Origin of the sequence: Marinitoga sp. 1154 (genome assembly GCF_013363285.1) — a bacterium.
Classification (GTDB): Bacteria; Thermotogota; Thermotogae; order Petrotogales; family Petrotogaceae; genus Marinitoga.
In genome coordinates, this window is the sequence record NZ_LBFB01000023.1 from 1 (window position 1) to 16,324 (window position 16,324).

At 27.0% G+C, this 16,324-nt stretch carries 20 protein-coding genes; 3 read left to right on the forward strand and 17 right to left on the reverse strand.

Features of this window, described 5'->3' with window-relative positions; all coding sequences use genetic code 11:
* Window positions 1–122: 122 nt before the first annotated feature.
* Window positions 123–245, reverse strand: coding sequence for a hypothetical protein (locus XO12_RS11505; RefSeq protein WP_303048808.1), 123 nt, complete (start codon window positions 243–245; stop codon window positions 123–125).
* A gap of 401 nt (window positions 246–646) precedes the next feature.
* Here XO12_RS11505 and XO12_RS09205 point away from each other — a divergent pair, with 401 nt between their 5' ends.
* From XO12_RS09205 to XO12_RS09215, 3 genes are all read left to right on the forward strand, one after another.
* The gene (locus tag XO12_RS09205; RefSeq protein WP_047266305.1) at window positions 647–1,009 is read left to right on the forward strand and encodes a metalloregulator ArsR/SmtB family transcription factor; all 363 of its coding nucleotides are present in this window, start codon (window positions 647–649) and stop codon (window positions 1,007–1,009) included.
* 70 nt (window positions 1,010–1,079) lie between these two features.
* Complete coding sequence (locus XO12_RS09210; protein WP_047266272.1) at window positions 1,080–3,179, forward strand: heavy metal translocating P-type ATPase; 2,100 nt, start codon at window positions 1,080–1,082, stop codon at window positions 3,177–3,179.
* A gap of 68 nt (window positions 3,180–3,247) precedes the next feature.
* Entirely contained in the window at window positions 3,248–4,234 is a 987-nt protein-coding gene (locus XO12_RS09215) for a M23 family metallopeptidase (RefSeq protein WP_047266273.1), read from the forward strand.
* A gap of 22 nt (window positions 4,235–4,256) precedes the next feature.
* Here the strand turns inward: XO12_RS09215 and XO12_RS09220 are convergent, their stop codons facing one another.
* The 16 genes from XO12_RS09220 to XO12_RS09295 form a co-directional block, all read right to left on the reverse strand.
* Window positions 4,257–4,445: a DUF1450 domain-containing protein gene (locus XO12_RS09220; protein WP_175420172.1), complete on the reverse strand. Its 189-nt coding sequence runs from the start codon at window positions 4,443–4,445 to the stop codon at window positions 4,257–4,259.
* Window positions 4,446–4,563: 118 nt separating this feature from the next.
* Window positions 4,564–6,564, reverse strand: coding sequence for a copper-translocating P-type ATPase (locus tag XO12_RS09225; RefSeq protein ID WP_047266275.1), 2,001 nt, complete (start codon window positions 6,562–6,564; stop codon window positions 4,564–4,566).
* Between the two features lie 104 nt (window positions 6,565–6,668).
* Window positions 6,669–9,173, reverse strand: a complete 2,505-nt coding sequence (locus XO12_RS09230; RefSeq protein ID WP_047266276.1) for an RND family transporter — start codon at window positions 9,171–9,173, stop codon at window positions 6,669–6,671.
* A gap of 196 nt (window positions 9,174–9,369) precedes the next feature.
* Window positions 9,370–10,005 carry a hypothetical protein gene (locus tag XO12_RS09235; RefSeq protein WP_047266277.1) on the reverse strand — a complete coding sequence of 212 codons (636 nt, stop codon included), beginning with the start codon at window positions 10,003–10,005 and terminating at the stop codon, window positions 9,370–9,372.
* A 12-nt stretch (window positions 10,006–10,017) separates the two neighbouring features.
* On the reverse strand, window positions 10,018–10,269 hold the full coding sequence (locus tag XO12_RS09240; protein ID WP_047266278.1) for an SHOCT domain-containing protein: 252 nt from the start codon (window positions 10,267–10,269) through the stop codon (window positions 10,018–10,020).
* Between the two features lie 16 nt (window positions 10,270–10,285).
* Window positions 10,286–10,861 carry a hypothetical protein gene (locus tag XO12_RS09245; protein WP_047266279.1) on the reverse strand — a complete coding sequence of 192 codons (576 nt, stop codon included), beginning with the start codon at window positions 10,859–10,861 and terminating at the stop codon, window positions 10,286–10,288.
* Between the two features lie 29 nt (window positions 10,862–10,890).
* A complete protein-coding gene (locus XO12_RS09250) occupies window positions 10,891–11,127 on the reverse strand; it encodes an SHOCT domain-containing protein (protein WP_047266280.1) in 237 nt (78 codons plus the stop codon).
* Between the two features lie 11 nt (window positions 11,128–11,138).
* Window positions 11,139–11,573: a SoxR reducing system RseC family protein gene (locus XO12_RS09255; RefSeq protein ID WP_047266281.1), complete on the reverse strand. Its 435-nt coding sequence runs from the start codon at window positions 11,571–11,573 to the stop codon at window positions 11,139–11,141.
* 30 nt (window positions 11,574–11,603) lie between these two features.
* Window positions 11,604–11,801, reverse strand: a complete 198-nt coding sequence (locus XO12_RS09260; RefSeq protein ID WP_052913248.1) for an SHOCT domain-containing protein — start codon at window positions 11,799–11,801, stop codon at window positions 11,604–11,606.
* Between the two features lie 11 nt (window positions 11,802–11,812).
* Window positions 11,813–12,094 (reverse strand): SHOCT domain-containing protein, encoded by a 282-nt coding sequence (locus XO12_RS11245; RefSeq protein ID WP_156166170.1) that lies wholly within the window; start codon window positions 12,092–12,094, stop codon window positions 11,813–11,815.
* A 14-nt stretch (window positions 12,095–12,108) separates the two neighbouring features.
* A complete protein-coding gene (locus XO12_RS09270) occupies window positions 12,109–12,492 on the reverse strand; it encodes a DUF302 domain-containing protein (RefSeq protein ID WP_047266282.1) in 384 nt (127 codons plus the stop codon).
* A gap of 88 nt (window positions 12,493–12,580) precedes the next feature.
* Window positions 12,581–12,811: a hypothetical protein gene (locus XO12_RS09275; protein ID WP_047266283.1), complete on the reverse strand. Its 231-nt coding sequence runs from the start codon at window positions 12,809–12,811 to the stop codon at window positions 12,581–12,583.
* 14 nt (window positions 12,812–12,825) lie between these two features.
* The gene (locus tag XO12_RS09280; RefSeq protein WP_047266284.1) at window positions 12,826–13,134 is read right to left on the reverse strand and encodes a helix-turn-helix transcriptional regulator; all 309 of its coding nucleotides are present in this window, start codon (window positions 13,132–13,134) and stop codon (window positions 12,826–12,828) included.
* Window positions 13,135–13,154: 20 nt separating this feature from the next.
* Complete coding sequence (locus XO12_RS09285; RefSeq protein WP_047266285.1) at window positions 13,155–13,427, reverse strand: metal-sensing transcriptional repressor; 273 nt, start codon at window positions 13,425–13,427, stop codon at window positions 13,155–13,157.
* Between the two features lie 54 nt (window positions 13,428–13,481).
* Window positions 13,482–13,790: a heavy-metal-associated domain-containing protein gene (locus XO12_RS09290; protein WP_175420173.1), complete on the reverse strand. Its 309-nt coding sequence runs from the start codon at window positions 13,788–13,790 to the stop codon at window positions 13,482–13,484.
* A gap of 16 nt (window positions 13,791–13,806) precedes the next feature.
* Window positions 13,807–16,296 carry a heavy metal translocating P-type ATPase gene (locus XO12_RS09295; protein ID WP_047266286.1) on the reverse strand — a complete coding sequence of 830 codons (2,490 nt, stop codon included), beginning with the start codon at window positions 16,294–16,296 and terminating at the stop codon, window positions 13,807–13,809.
* Window positions 16,297–16,324: the final 28 nt, after the last annotated feature.

Below are 16,324 nucleotides of genomic sequence, written 5' to 3' on the forward strand. Positions count from 1 at the left end.
TTTACTTTCTCCATCTTTGGTATCCTCCTTTCAAAAAAGAAGGATACCATTATTTCTTTATCCTTTTTGTACATTTTTGTTCATTTTTATTTTCCTCTTTTTGTTCTTTTTTATTTTACCATTTACATTATATTATAAAAACTAATAACAGTTAAAATTAATATAACAAATAAAACACCACTAATCACAATTCCCATAATATTTTTAGAAATTAATTTATATAAAGTTGTTAATTTCTTTTTCATTCTATCACCCTTTCTAATTCATTAGGCTGTCTAAAAAGTCTCAAATGAAACGAAGACTCGAAGATTGCCCTTAAAATTATGAATGGAAGCCGTCAAAATTACAAGGATGTAATTTTGAGCGAAACAATACAGGATGTATTGTTTGAGCGACGGCTGAGAATGAATAATTTTAAGGATTAGCAATCAAGCTGTCTGAGTGAATTTGACTTTTTAGACAATCTATAATTCATGATAAAATTATTATACTTAATTACACTTAAAGTTTGCTTAAAATATACCGTATAAATAATATTATATCATAATATATTAATTTTTTGTGAATATTATGATTAGAGTTGACTTTGAATATAAAAAGTGTTATACTATATATGAACATATATTCATATATAAAGGGTGATAATATGAAAGACAAAATAGAGATCTGTCAAACTATTGAAATTCATAACGATATTATAAAAAAGGTTAGAAAAAATACTCCAGATGATGATAATTTAAACAAATTAGCAGATTTTTTCAAAATAGTTGGTGATAGAACAAGAATTAAAATTTTATATGCATTACTTCAAGCTGGTGAAATGTGTGTATGCGATTTATCTGCAGTGCTTGAAAAATCTCAATCTGCTATTTCACATCAACTTCGTGTTTTGCGACAAGCAAATCTTGTGAAATATAGAAAAGAAGGCAAAGTTGTATATTATTCTTTAAATGATGAACATGTGAAATTAATTCTCGATGTTGGTTATTCGCATGTTAATGAAGAATAATTTTTCTTTGTTTTTAAAATATGAATATTTATTCATATATTCATAATAGATAAAAGAAAGGAGCGTTTTTATGGAAAAAAAAGAACTTATTTTAGAAGGATTAGATTGCGCCAGTTGTGCAGCAAAAATTGAGGAAAATGTAAAAAAAATAAAAGATGTTGACGGCGTTACTGTAAATTTTATTACCAAAACTTTAACTGTAGAAGTTAAAGATGAAAATAAGATTGAAGAAATAAAAAAATTAGTAAAAAAAATCGAACCAGAAGTTGAAGTTATCGAAAAAGAAAACAATCAACATGATCATGAACATAGTCATAACCACAGTCATAATGGAGAATTTAATAGAAAATTAGAAACTATAAGATTATTTTCTGCTCTTGGAATTTTTATAACTGCACTAATAATAAAAGAACCATTTTATTTAAAAGTTGCTCTGTATATTGCCGCTTATTTGATTTCAGGTGGAAAAGTTTTAATTCGTTCTTTTAAAAATATAATGAGAGGTAATGTTTTTGATGAAAATTTTTTAATGAGTGTTGCAACTCTCGGAGCAATTGCAATTGGTGAATATCCTGAAGCAGTTGGTGTAATGGTATTTTTTGAAATTGGTGAGTTATTACAAGATTTAGCTGTTGATAATTCAAAAAGATCTATTAAAGCCCTTCTTGACATACGACCAGATTATGCGAACTTGTTAAAAAATGGTCAAGAGGTTCGTGTTTCTCCTCAAGATGTAAAAAAAGGCGATTTAATTATAGTAAAACCTGGTGAAAGAATTCCTTTAGATGGCGTCATAGTTAAAGGAAATTCCATGGCAGATACTTCTGCATTAACAGGAGAATCCGTTCCAAGAAGCATTAAAGAAAATGATGAAGTTATGAGTGGATTTATTAATCTTAATGGATTAATTACAATAAAAGTTGAAAAAGAATATGATGAATCTACTATATCGAAAATATTGGATATGGTTGAAAATGCTGCTGCAAAAAAGGCGAAAACTGAAAAACTTATTACCAAATTTGCAAAATATTATACACCAGTAGTTGTATTTTTAGCCATTGCTTTAGCAACATTACCTCCACTGTTAACAGGAGCACCATTTAATGAATGGATTTATAGAGCTCTAATATTTCTCGTAATTTCATGTCCTTGTGGACTTGTTGTTTCAATACCTCTTGGATACTTTGCTGGTGTCGGAGGCTTATCAAAACATGGTGTTTTAGTTAAGGGCGGTAATTATCTTGAGGTATTGAAAAATTTAAATACTATTATTTTCGATAAAACCGGCACACTCACTGAAGGTGTTTTTGAAGTAGTTGAAATAAAAACATTTAACGGTATAAACGAAGATGAAATGCTTGAAATTGCTGCTTATGCAGAAGAACATTCAAATCATCCAATTGCCGAATCAATAAAGAAAAAATATGGAAAAGATTTTAATAAAGATTTAATCGAAAATTATGAGGAAATTTCTGGTTATGGTATTAATGCAAAAATTAAAGGAAAAAGAGTTCTTGTTGGTAATAAAAAATTAATGGATAAATTTAACATAAAAGTCCCTGATATTAATTTTAATGGAACTATAGTATTTGTTGCTGTTGATGATGTATTTGCTGGATATATTGGCATTTCTGATAGGATAAAACAAGGAGTTCCTGAAACAATTAAAAAACTGAAAAAATTAGGCGTTAAGAAAACTGTAATGCTTACTGGGGATAGTGAAAGGGTTGCAAAAGAAGTTGCAAAAGAAACTGGAATTGATGAATATTATGCTGAACTATTGCCAGGAGACAAAGTCAAATTCTTTGAAAAATATAAAAAGGGTATTTCAACCGCATTTGTTGGTGACGGAATTAATGATGCACCTGTTTTAACGAGAGCAGATGTTGGAATTGCAATGGGTGGTCTTGGATCTGATGCAGCAATTGAAGCAGCAGATGTTGTAATCATGGATGATGATATATCAAAGCTCATAGATTCAATAGAAATTTCAAGAAAAACTTTAAAAATAACATGGGAAAACATAATAATAGTATTGGGTGTAAAGGTATTCTTTTTATTTCTTGGAGCATTGGGATTAACAGACATGTGGGGTGCAGTATTCGCTGATGTTGGGGTTACATTAATTGCCATATTTAACTCATTGAGAATATTAAAAAAAAGAAGGTAATTTAAGGTGTTTTTAAGTTTTTTACTGTATAATAAAAATAAATAGTTTATTTTCAGGAGGACTTAACTGTGAAAAAAATATTCTTTTTGGTTTTAGGTATTGTAATATTAAATGGTTATATATATACTCAAAAATTTATAATTCCAGTTGAAAATTCCTATATAACTTCATCATTTGGCGAATATAGAGACACTGGAAATAAACCACATTTTCATACAGGTATTGATTTTTCTTCTTATTCAAGAATTGGATATCCAGTAAAAACTATTGATGATGGATACGTATATAAAATATGGTTAAACGATAAAATCTATGGCAATACAATATTTATTTATCATCCTGATTACAAAATATTGAGTGTTTATGCACATTTGAGTTCTTTCAATAGTCTTGTCAATAGCATTGCAGATTCTGTAACAAAAGAATTCGGAAATGCTTTTGCAGAAGTGAAATTTCCAGAAAATGAAGTTTTTGTATCAAAAGGCGATATTATCGCTTATTCTGGTAAAACAGGAGAAGCTAATGTTCCAAATGTTCATTTTGAAATACGAGAAGTTAAAAAAATCGGGAATAAAAATATTGAAATAATAAAAGACGCCCTTGAATTTGTAAACTATAAAGAAACAAGAAAAATTAATTTGAAAGCTTTAAAAATTAGAAGTAATGGAAAAATTTTTGTTTTAGATAATGAAAATAATATAACTATTCCATTCGATAGCATACCAAAACTTGAAGTAAACATTTATGAAATGCTTGGTAAAAACACGCGAATAATACCAAAAATTATTACACTAAAAGTGAACAGAGAATTAGTATATCAAATAACTTTTGATAGCATAAAATTAAACGAAATGTATTCACCCAATGTGGTCTTTGGATATGGTTCAACATTATATAATTATTGGATAAAATTATATTCAACTACCGAAATAACCCCCATAAAAATAAATAGATGGAATGAAATAAAAATGAAAGATGAAAATATAGCTGAATTAATTTTGGAAGATATTTGGGGAAACATAAAAGTTTATAAAATCATTTTAAAAAAAAGATAAAAAATATAGCTGGAATGTCCAGCTATATTTTTTTTATTAATTCTTCAACTGTATCTTCAGATATAACTTCACCATCTTTTTTTACAAATACCTTAGAATGACAAATTGCACATTCATCAAGGCAATTTTCAATAGAATATTCTATATTTTTCTTTTCAAGATACTCTACAACCTTTTCTACGCCATTATTATTTTTACAAACCTGTAACACCTTTACACCTCCCCTCATATATAGGGTTTCAAAATAATTATAATAAATATTTTTAAATTTACTTTTAAAAATAAATTACAAAACGCCCTGATTTCCAGGGCGTTTTGTAAAAACTAATTTATTTTTCTAATTTTAAAAGTTTTGCGTTTATTGCAACAATAACTGTACTTAATGACATAAATACTGCTCCAAGTGCTGGACTTAAAAGAATACCCCAATTATATAAAACTCCTGCAGCTAATGGAATAGCAACGGCGTTATATCCTGTTGCCCATAATAAATTTTCGATCATCTTTTTGTAAGTATTTTTTGCTAAGCCAATAATTGCAACAACATCTCTAGGATCGCTTCTAACAAGAACTATATCAGCTGATTCTACAGCTACATCTGTTCCAGCTCCTATAGCAATTCCAACATCAGCTTGTACTAAAGCTGGTGCATCATTTACACCATCTCCCGTCATTGCTACAACTAAATTTCTTGCTTGAATTTCCTTTATCTTTTGAGATTTCTCATGAGGTAAAACTTCGGCAAAATATTCATCAAGTCCTAACTCATCAGCAACCCATTTTGCAACTTGTTTGTTATCTCCTGTAAGCATCATACATTTTATTCCCATTTCTTTTAATTTTGCAATCGCTTCTTTGGATTCTGGTCTTATTATATCAGCAAGTGCAATTGCTCCTTTTAATTCTGAATTGATTAATACATATACAACTGTTTTTCCAGCTGAATGTAATTCATCAATTTTCTTATTTTCAATTTTTATATTATTTTCTCTTAAATACCCTGGACTAACAACCATAACATGTTTTCCTTCAACCTTTCCTTCAGCACCTTTTCCAGGTATTGCTTTAAAATTATCTACTTTCATACGATTTTTCGCTGCATTAGCTATAGCTTTAGCAATTGGATGTTCAGAATGTAATTCGATCGAAGCTGCATAATTTAAAATATCTTCTTCTGTCATATCATTTGAAAGTTTAATAATATCAGTTACACCAAATTTCCCCATTGTTAGTGTTCCTGTTTTATCAAAAACAATTGCTTGAATGTTTCGTGCTCTTTCAAAGGCTACACGATCTCTAATAAGTAATCCGTTTTTCGCAGAAATTGCTGTTGATACTGCAACAACAAGTGGAACAGCAAGACCAAGTGCATGAGGACATGTAATAACCATAACTGTAACTGTTCTTTCAAGAGCAAAAACAAAACTCTTTCCAACTACCCATGTCCATATAAAGAAAGTTAAAGCTCCTCCAGATAATGCTATACCTGTTAGCCATACAGCTGCACGATTAGCTAAATCCTGTGTTTTCGACTTACTTTCTTGAGCTTCTTTTACCAGTTCTATAACTTGAGAAAGATATGAGTCTTTCCCTGTATTCTTAACCTTAACTTTTAAGGATCCTTCACCATTAATAGAACCACCAATAACAAGATCATTTTTCTTTTTAGTTACAGGTTTACTTTCACCTGTAAGCATAGATTCATTTAAAGAACTTTCTCCTTCAATTATAATACCATCTGCTGGCACTTTTTCTCCTGGTTTTACAACAACAATATCTCCGGTTTTTAATTCTTCAAGTGGTATATCTATTAAAGAACCATCTGGCATAAGTTTATGAGCATCGGAAGGCATCAATTTTGCAAGTTCCTCTAGCGCTCTTGATGCACCCATTACCGATTTCATTTCAATCCAATGTCCAAGTAACATAATATCTATTAATGTTGCAAGTTCCCAAAAAAATATTTCTCCTTCTAGTCCAAATACAACTGTACTACTATAAATATATGCAGTACTTATAGCTACAGCTATTAAAGTCATCATTCCTGGCCTTTTTGCTTTTAATTCTTCAAAAAAACCTTTTAAAAATGGATAGCCACCATAAAAATATATTATTGTTGATATTCCAAAAAGAACATATAAATCCCCTGAAAAACGCAAAGTATCAGAAAGTCCAAATAGTTTTTGAACTAATGGTGATAATGCTAAAACTGGTATTGTTAGAATCAAAGAAATCCAAAAACGTTTTCTAAAATCAGCAACCATATGTTCATGATGACTGTGATGATCATGACCGGAGTGCTCATGATGTTCGTGTTTTCTTTCATCCATTTTCATCCCCTCCTTTAGTAATAGATGTTTTTTCGAAAGAAAAAGTTATATTTTCCACTATTTTAATTATACTATTTTTATCCAATTTTTTCAAATAAATTTAATTATTTAAAAATAGATTTTTTAAATAATTGAATAAAAATCGGTAAAACAGTCAAAGAAATAATTAGGCAAAATAATATACCAAAAAATAATAAAAATCCCATTTGAGATACTAAAGGATCTTTAACAAAATATAATGAACCAAAACCTACCATACTTGTTATTGATGTAATTATAACAGCCTTACCTGATTGTTTTAGCATTTTATTTATACTTCTATTCGCAATATAACTATGAATCATATGTATACCATCATCTATTCCTATTCCTAATATTAATGGAATTACAACTATATTTGCAATATTAAATTTTATATTAAATAACAACATAAAATTTATAAGCCATAATGTTCCAAGTACTACTGGAGTCAAAGTTAATAACGTTATTTTTAATTTTCTAAAATAGAATAAAACAATAAAAAATATTAAAATAAAAACAAGAAAAGAACTTCTATATAAATCATCTCTAATGTAATCAATTAATTTTATCCATACAAATGTAGTACCAGTAGAATTTTCATTAATTTTTCTAAGTACATTTGCTACTTTTTTCATATTTTGTTCATCCCAAAAACCTTCTTTTATAAATACAAAGGTTGCAATATTATTATTTTTATCAAGATATTTATCTTTTATATAGTTCGGAAGTCTTTCTATTGAAATCTCTCCATATTTTGATGCATTTTCTATGCTTTTTATTATAAAAGAAAAGTATTTTTTTATTTTTAATTGAATTTCTTGTTGCTCTTTTTTGTTTAATTTATTTAAATCTTCCAAAATTGTTTTAAATTCTAAAGATTTTATTTTTCCAAAAATTTTATCATTTTTTATTTGATTTAAAGCTAACATTGTTATTAATTTAAGTGAAACATTTGCTATTTTTGGTTTTTTTTCAGATAAATACTTTTTATTTAACTCTTTTAATATTAAACTCTTTTTAGATTGATTTTCTGGTATTAATAATGTCAAAGAATCAATTTCAGAATATATATTAGTTTTTTTCAATTTATTATATTGTTCTCTACTTTCTTTTATATTTTTTGCTATTAAAATATTATATTCAAAAGATGTATTAAACTCTTTTTTTAATAAATTTTCTAATCTTACAGAAGGCAAGTCAGGAAGCAAATCAAAAGCGTTATAATTAAATTCAATATTACTTTTAAATAAAAAAGGAATAAATATTATTGAAAAAATTATTACTATAATAATATATTTGTTCTTTAAAAGGATTTTTTCAAAATGTTTACTTAAAATTTCTTCTTTTAATATAATTGATTGTTTAGGATTTGAATAAGAGATAATTGAAGGCAAAAGAAATGTAATCGATAAAAGAGACATTAAAATACCAGTTCCTGCTATAAAACCTAATTCATATAATCCTTTAAACTTTGAAAACATCAAAATATAAAATGAAGCTGCCGTTGTAATTGCTCCAGCAAAAATACCTGATAATGTGTGTTTAAATACTTCTTCTAAACTATCAATTACATTTTTTCCTAAATTTATTTCATAATAAAATTTTGTCAAAAAATGTAATGAAAAATCCACACCAAGTCCTAATAATAATATGGCAAAAATACTTGTAACAATATTTAATCTCCCTATTACTAAATAATTTATACCTAATGTCCATATAATAGCAACTATAATAGGAACTACAATATAAACAGCAGATGAAATACGTTTAAAAGAGAATATAAATAAAATTATCAAAAATAACAATACAAAAATTGATATTATCGTAATTTTCTCGTTTAAATTTTTTTGTTGTTCTGCCATAATTACAGGCATACCTGTAATTCCAATATTTAAATCAGAATATTTTTTTAAAACTGGATCTATATTTTTTCTTACCTCAGATACCATTTTTTCAAAAAACAACATATCATGATTAGCATTTGTTGGTCTTAAAAATATAAGTAATGTTGTTTTTGAACTATTATAATAATATTTCATATTAAACATTTTAAAAGATGGATCTTTAATTTTTTCTATTAATTCATTTATAATAGTTATTTCTTTTTCTGTTATATTTTTTTTTGTACTCAAATATAATAACATTTTAGAAATATTATTTTCTTCTTGAGATAATTTTAATAAATCTATATTATTTTCTATTAAATAAACTGCTTTTTCAAACATATCATCATTTAAATATAATAAAATATTCTCTTCTATAAAATCTATTGGATACTTATAATCAATGTATTTTACATATTTATTTAATTTTTTCAGTGTTTTTGCAATTTCTTCTGCTGCATTTTCCATTAATGTATTATTATTACCTTTTATGAAAATAATCATATTATCAAATCCACCAAAATTTTTTGAGGTATTATTAAATTTAACAATTTCCGGATCATCTTTAGGTAATAATGTATATGTTCCCATATCTATAATTGTTTTTGATGCAAAAAATGTGAAAAAAATCGTTATAAAAATAGATATTAATATTATCCAGACTCTGTATTTTATAATAAATCTAAATATTTTTTTATTTATCATATTTGACTCTCCTTTTAAGTTTTTCACACATCATACAAAAAATAATTTCATATTAATAATATGAAAAATCGCAAGGTTCTCTTAAATTTTCATTTTTAGCATGAATTGTCTGAACGAGGTTGATTTTTTGACACCACGTCATAATGCTAAAAAAGCACACCCTTAACAGAACCGTTAAGGGATGTGCTTTAAAATTTTATTTATTTTCCATATCCATTTTTTTATCATTATTATTATCTTCATCTTTTGATTGTTCGTTATATTGATAATAATTATTTGGGTAATTCATCATATTTTCATATTCATTTTCATTCATCATATCTGAATATCCATATTCGCCCATCATCATATTCATCATACCTGGATAACCATATCCACCCATCATATTATATCCATTAGGAATTTGTCCATATCCACTCATCATCATATTCATCATACCCGGATAACCATATCCACCCATCATTCCATAAGCAAAATTCTCCGGTATTATATATATTTTATTGTCAATTTCTACTGATGTTACAATTAATTCTTCAATTTTTGAAAAACTGTATAAAACTACTGCTTTAACTTTAATTTCTTTTCCTTCAACTATTGGCAAATCATTATAAAACATATACATATTGTCTAATCTTAATACGTAATAGGTTCCTTTATCATCTTCAGCTAATGCCACCGGCATTTGTTCGTTTAATTCAACAACTTTCAAATCCAAATTTACTGAAATTATTGATTCATTATTTTCATTTACTGTTCCTAAATTTTCACCATGAGCAAACATTAATGATAAACTCAAAATTAAAACAATTCCCATTAAAAATTTATTTTTCATTGTTTCACCTCCCTATTCGATAAGTTTCTTTTTTCTCATATACTCTTCTTCTGTTATTTCTCCATTTACAAATTTTTCATTCAAAATTCTCAATAAATCTTCATTGTTTGTTTTTACATTTGATTTTTTCGAATTGTTAGGCTTAACTAAATTTTTAAATAAAAAATACACTATTATTATCAATAGAATCATAAAACCAAAACCTATTAATGATCCTATAATGCCACCATATCCATAAAAGCCACTCCAACCCCAACAAGGCATAATTTTCACCTCCTAATTAAAATATGTTATATCTCAATCCTATTATCCAATCAAATTTAAAAGTATTATTTATAATATTTCCGACATTATCTTTTATTCCAACTTCTATAATATATTTATTATCAAAAGCTATCCCGCTACTTAATACAACATCTATTTTTTCATAATCTGTGATATCTTTTATTTTATTTTCTATTGCTATTCTAAACGGAATATATATTGTATTTTCCTTATTATTTTCTTTAATTATTCTTTTATAAAACATCATATGCATCATGGGGAAAATAAATAAATTATTTGTTTTAAATCCTGTATTAACTATATCAATTCCAACTTTTATATCATCTAAATTAATATTTTTATTTGGATATATTAAAATTTCACTAAAATCTTTTTTATAATAGTTATCTATAGCTAAAGGAATATTTGTATATAAAGAAAAAATATTTATTCTACCATATATATCAAAATAACTTTTTGTTTCATCATTTAAATATGTTTTATTGATGGTTTCAATAGAAAAATCTATTATATTACTAAACGATACTATTACAACACTCAAAATGGTAAACATTAATATTATTTTTTTCATAAAAACACCTCACATTATTTAACAGCATTTTATCTATTAAGTAAAATCTTTTTCTTTCTTAAATATTCTTCTTCTGTTATTTCCCCATTTACAAATTTTTCATCCAAAATATCTAAAGCCCTACTACTTCCTTTATATGTTTCTTCTAACATTGGTTGTCTAGATTCGTTTATTGGGCGTTCTTTATGATGTTCATGATGTTCATGATATCCTCGATTGTGATGTGAATTATGAAAAAAACCTCTCCCAAAACCTCCGCATGACATAATTTCACCTCCTAAAGCTGAAAATTATTATATATTTGTAATTTTTCGATAATTTCTGGAATATATTTTGTTTTTGCAATATTTTTATCATATATATGTATAAAATAATACGATATAACCATACCACTTAAGCCACTAAAAAAAGAGATAATTTCATTCAATCCCATAACAAATAGTACAATTGTTAATACTATCATTATCAGTAATGGAATACCATACATAACGAATGCAGCTTGTGATTCAAGAGAATCTTCTTTTTTTATGTAGACAAAATCATTTCTATTTAAGTTCAAATTTGATTTGTTAATAGCTCTAATTTTTCTGTTAGGATCACCTGTTAAATTACATGAACCTTTTATAACACAAGAACTGCAATTTGCGGCTTCTAAAGCTTGAACATAAATATATTCATCACCAATATCTACAACTTTCATCAATTCTTTCATAGAAATCACCTCAGATATTCCCAAAAAACTTTATTCAATAAGTTTCTTTTTTCTTAAATATTCTTCTTCTGTTATTTCTCCATTTACAAATTTTTCATTTAATATTCTTAAAGCATCTTCCTTTGCACTATTTTTACTCTGTGTTTCTGTTAAATTTTTTACTGCATCTGGGTTTTTCATTATATACCATATTATTAATATAATTAAAAGAAATCCAAAAAACATCATAATTTCTCACCTCACTTTAAATTTTTTAATATTAATTCTTTTTTTCTAATATACTCTTCCTCAGAAATTTCACCTTTAACTAATTTTTCATTTAAAATTTTTAATATATCTTCGTCTTCTCTTCTTATAATATTATTTTTAAAAGTAAAATTATTATTTGTAAAAATTTTTTTTAGGATAAAATATGCAACAACAAGCAGAAGTATTAAAAATATAAAACTTATAAATGAACCTATTATTCCATATCCATATCCGTAAGGTCTGAAACCAGACCAACCCCAACCATGCATCATAATTTCACCTCTTTTTATAAGCTATTAATAGCTCTTTTCAATGATTCTTCTATTTCTTTTGCAATTTCATATACCGCATCATTCTCCGTTGAACTCATTGCAATTGTAGGTTTTATTGCTGCGACTACTGTTTTTTCACCTTTTTCATAAACAATAACGTTACAGGGTAAAAAAAGACCCACATTTTCTTCTGCTAATATAGCTTTGTGTGCATTTTTAGGGTTACATGCTCCCAAAATAGTATACTTTTTAAAATCAATACCTAACTTTGCCTTAAATTTTTCATCAAGATCAATTCTCATTAAAATCCCAAAACCTTCCTTTTGTAGTTCAGCATTAAGTTTGATAATGGCTTCTTCAAATTCATATTCTGTTTCTTTTAAAATTCCATATTTCATATTTACTCCTCCTTTTTTGTTTTTTCACACCCCTGTATGGGTGGGACACTTGTAGTATAACACGTCAACCTTAAAAAAACCTTAGAAATTATTCATTTTCTGCTATTAATTTTTCTATATAATTAATTTCTTCAACTACTTCATTTAATTTATTCACTACAACTTTTACATTTAATCCTTTATCTTTACAGCTGTCTTTTAAGCTGCTCATTTTTGCACAACAAATATCAAACCCAAAATTTTTTAATGCATCAAATAATTTATTATCCATATCCATAATTTCTTTTAAGCTCATATTTTCATTTATTTCTGGTAACATACTATCCTCTCCTTTCATTTTTTCATAAGTTCTCTTGAGAATTCTATTTCTCTTTCTATAATATAATCCACATTATCTATTGTTTCTAAAATACTTTCATATTTAATTTCACATAAAACATAATTATCTTTCTTTGTTTTTTTTATTAATCCGGCATCTTCTAAAACTTTTAAATGCTGCGAAATATTAGATTGAGAAAGATTTAATTCCTCTATTATTTTAGATACATTACATCTTTTTTTATGTATAATGTCTATTATTTTCAATCTTACAGGATTTGATAATGCTTTAAAAATATTAGAAATTAATATATATTTATCCAAATCACATCACTCCAAAAATTCTATATTGTTTTATTTATATAATTCATAATTTCTTCCAGTTCGATAATTTTTACATTTACTTCCTCAGAATTATTTGAATATGCAGCATTTTTGACGCAACTTTCAAGATGAGAGTTCAATATTTGTGCATTTGCTTTTTTTAATAAAGCTATTGAAGCTAAAATTTGTCTTGAAATATCTATACAATATCTTTCATCTTCAACCATTTTAATTACTGCTTCAACCTGACCTTTTGCCGTTTTTAGAATATTTAAATCCTTTTTATTATGCATTTTTATTCACCTCATTTTTTGTTAATATAAGGAGAGATTACTCTCTCCTTATAATTAATGGCAGCAATTACCAGAATGTCCTTCTTTTTTATTATGATGTCCATGATGATGCTTTTCGTGTTGATGATGTTTATGTTCCATATGATGTTCTTCATCATCATTTTTTTTAATTTCTTTTACTTCATAACCCGCTTCATCTACAGCTTCCTTAATCAAATTATCATCTAAATTTTCTCCTTCTATAATTGCTTTTCCAATTTCAACTGATAAAATTTTTACTCCTTCTAATTTTTCTAATTCTTTTTTTACATGCATAACACAATGATCACAAGTCATACCTTCAATAATAATCACTTTTTTCATAATTTCTCCTCCTTTTTTAATTTTTAGGTTTAAATGTTTTTAATCTTAAAGCATTTAGTAAAACAGAAACAGAACTAAATGACATAGCAGCTGCAGCAATCATAGGACTTAGCAACGGACCTCCAAATACATGCAATAACCCTGCTGCTATAGGAATACCTGCGGTATTGTAACCAAAAGCCCAGAAAAGATTCTCTTTTATATTTCTAATTGTAGCTTTACTTAATTGGATTGCTGTAACTACATCTTCAAGGTCACTTTTCATAAGAATTATATCTGCTGATTCCATTGCAACATCTGTACCTGAACCTATCGCTATACCAACATCTGCTTGAGCTAACGCTGGTGCATCATTTATTCCATCTCCAACCATAGCAACAATATCTCCGTTTTGCTGAAGTTTTTTAACCTCATTAGCTTTATCTTGCGGAAGAACTTCTGCTAATACAATATCTATACCTACTTGTCTTGCTATTGCTTCTGCAGTTTTTCTATTATCTCCTGTAATCATTGCAACTTTAATTCCCATTTTATGTAATTTCTCTATCGCACTTGCACTTGATGGTTTAACTGTATCCGCAACAGCTATTATTCCTTCAAGAATTCCATTTATTGCTATAAACATTGGAGTTTTTCCTTCGTGTGCCAACTTATTTGCTTCTTCATTTAATGAAATTTCAATATTTTTATCTTTCATAAGTTTTAAATTACCTAAATAAATATTCATTTTATCAATTTCTACTTCAATACCATGTCCTGGAATTGCCATAAATTTATTAATTTTCTTTAATTTTAAATTCTTTTCTTCTGCTGCTTTTACTATAGCCTCTCCTAACGGATGTTCTGATCCTTTTTCTGCTGAAGCTGCTATACTTAATAATTCATCTTTTGAATAATTTCCTTTTGTGTAAATATCTGTAACCTTAGGCTTCCCTTCAGTTATTGTACCTGTTTTATCAAAAACAATTGTTTTTATTTTATGTGTTGTTTCTAATGGTTCTCCACCTTTTATTAAAACTCCATATTCAGCGCCTTTACCAGTACCAACCATTATTGCTGTTGGAGTTGCCAAACCCAAAGCACATGGACATGCAATAACTAAAACTGCTATAAATATTGTTAAAGCAAATATTCCACCTGCACCTGCCAAATACCATGCTATAGCTGCTAATATTGCTATTGCTATAACTATTGGTACAAAATAACCTGAAATAACATCCGCTAATTTTGCTATTGGTGCTTTTGAACCCTGAGCCTCTTCAACCAATTTAATTATTTGAGCTAAAGCTGTATCTTTACCAACTTTTGTGGCTTTAAATTTTATATTGCCATTTTTATTTATAGATCCACCTATAACTTTATCTCCTATATTTTTTTCAACTGGAATACTTTCACCTGTTAGCATTGATTCATCAACTGATGTATGTCCTTCAATAATAACACCATCAACAGGTATCTTTTCTCCAGGTTTTACAATAACAATATCTCCAACTTCCACTTCATCTACAGGAATTTCCAATTCTTTTCCATCTTGTTGTATTAATGCTGTTTTTGGTTGTAATCCCATTAGTTTTTTTATAGCTTCAGATGTTTTTCCTTTTGTAACACTCTCGAGATATTTACCTAAAAGAATTAAAGTTATAATAACCCCTGCTGTTTCAAAATACAAATCATTTGCATATTGATTATTACCAAAATAAATTTGAATAGTTCCAAATAATCCATAAATTATTGCTGCTGAAGTACCTATTGCTATTAATGAATCCATATTTGGACTTAACTTATATAAATTTCTAAATCCTATTGTATAAAATTTATAACCAGCAATTGCAATTGGGATAACCAATAATAATTGAATAAGCGCAAAATTAAATGGATTTACTTCTGGATTTACAAATTCTGGTAAGTTTGCACCTAACAAGTGTCCCATTGAAATATATAATAACGGTATTGAAAAAATAGCTGAAACTACAAATTTTCTCCATAATGTTTTGATTTCTTTTTGACGCCTTTCTTTTTCAAAATCCACACTATCTTTTGAATCAACTTCAAGTGGTTTGTATCCTGCATTTTCTATTGCTTTTTTTATTTTTGATAATCTCGTAATAGTTGGATTATAAGAAACTATAGCTTTTTCTGTAGCAAAATTAACATTTACAGAAACAATTCCTTCAATTTTATTAATTTCTTTTGTTATCGCATTTGCACAAGATGAACATGTCATACCTTCAATTGGAATTGTAACAGTCTTATAATCTACTGGAGATTCAACATCATAACCTACATCTTTTACTACTTCTTTAATTACTTCTTCGTTAATTTTTTCAGGATCAAATTTCAAAGTTAGTTTTTCCGTAGCAAAATTAACACTAACTTTTTCAATACCCTCTAATTTTCCTAATTTCTTTTCGATTGTTCGAGCACATGAAGTACACGTCATGCCGATTACATTAAGTTCTTTTTCAACAGCTTTATTATTTTTTTCTAAAACTTCGTTATCTATCATATGAACTCCTCCTTTTTCTTTACCCCTA

What these genes read in the sequence shown, in the direction of transcription:
- XO12_RS11505 (WP_303048808.1), bottom strand. Translation starts at nt 245, where the DNA reads ATGAAAAAGAAATTAACAACTTTATATAAATTAATTTCTAAAAATATT.
- XO12_RS09275 (WP_047266283.1), bottom strand. Translation starts at nt 12,811, where the DNA reads ATGTTACCAGAAATAAATGAAAATATGAGCTTAAAAGAAATTATGGAT.
- XO12_RS09225 (WP_047266275.1), bottom strand. Translation starts at nt 6,564, where the DNA reads ATGGATGAAAGAAAACACGAACATCATGAGCACTCCGGTCATGATCAT.
- XO12_RS09285 (WP_047266285.1), bottom strand. Translation starts at nt 13,427, where the DNA reads ATGCATAATAAAAAGGATTTAAATATTCTAAAAACGGCAAAAGGTCAG.
- XO12_RS09245 (WP_047266279.1), bottom strand. Translation starts at nt 10,861, where the DNA reads ATGAAAAAAATAATATTAATGTTTACCATTTTGAGTGTTGTAATAGTA.
- XO12_RS09230 (WP_047266276.1), bottom strand. Translation starts at nt 9,173, where the DNA reads ATGATAAATAAAAAAATATTTAGATTTATTATAAAATACAGAGTCTGG.
- XO12_RS09205 (WP_047266305.1), top strand. Translation starts at nt 647, where the DNA reads ATGAAAGACAAAATAGAGATCTGTCAAACTATTGAAATTCATAACGAT.
- XO12_RS09255 (WP_047266281.1), bottom strand. Translation starts at nt 11,573, where the DNA reads ATGAAAGAATTGATGAAAGTTGTAGATATTGGTGATGAATATATTTAT.
- XO12_RS11245 (WP_156166170.1), bottom strand. Translation starts at nt 12,094, where the DNA reads ATGATGCATGGTTGGGGTTGGTCTGGTTTCAGACCTTACGGATATGGA.
- XO12_RS09210 (WP_047266272.1), top strand. Translation starts at nt 1,080, where the DNA reads ATGGAAAAAAAAGAACTTATTTTAGAAGGATTAGATTGCGCCAGTTGT.
- XO12_RS09290 (WP_175420173.1), bottom strand. Translation starts at nt 13,790, where the DNA reads ATGAAAAAAGTGATTATTATTGAAGGTATGACTTGTGATCATTGTGTT.
- XO12_RS09270 (WP_047266282.1), bottom strand. Translation starts at nt 12,492, where the DNA reads ATGAAATATGGAATTTTAAAAGAAACAGAATATGAATTTGAAGAAGCC.
- XO12_RS09250 (WP_047266280.1), bottom strand. Translation starts at nt 11,127, where the DNA reads ATGTCATGCGGAGGTTTTGGGAGAGGTTTTTTTCATAATTCACATCAC.
- XO12_RS09260 (WP_052913248.1), bottom strand. Translation starts at nt 11,801, where the DNA reads ATGATGTTTTTTGGATTTCTTTTAATTATATTAATAATATGGTATATA.
- XO12_RS09295 (WP_047266286.1), bottom strand. Translation starts at nt 16,296, where the DNA reads ATGATAGATAACGAAGTTTTAGAAAAAAATAATAAAGCTGTTGAAAAA.
- XO12_RS09235 (WP_047266277.1), bottom strand. Translation starts at nt 10,005, where the DNA reads ATGAAAAATAAATTTTTAATGGGAATTGTTTTAATTTTGAGTTTATCA.
- XO12_RS09240 (WP_047266278.1), bottom strand. Translation starts at nt 10,269, where the DNA reads ATGCCTTGTTGGGGTTGGAGTGGCTTTTATGGATATGGTGGCATTATA.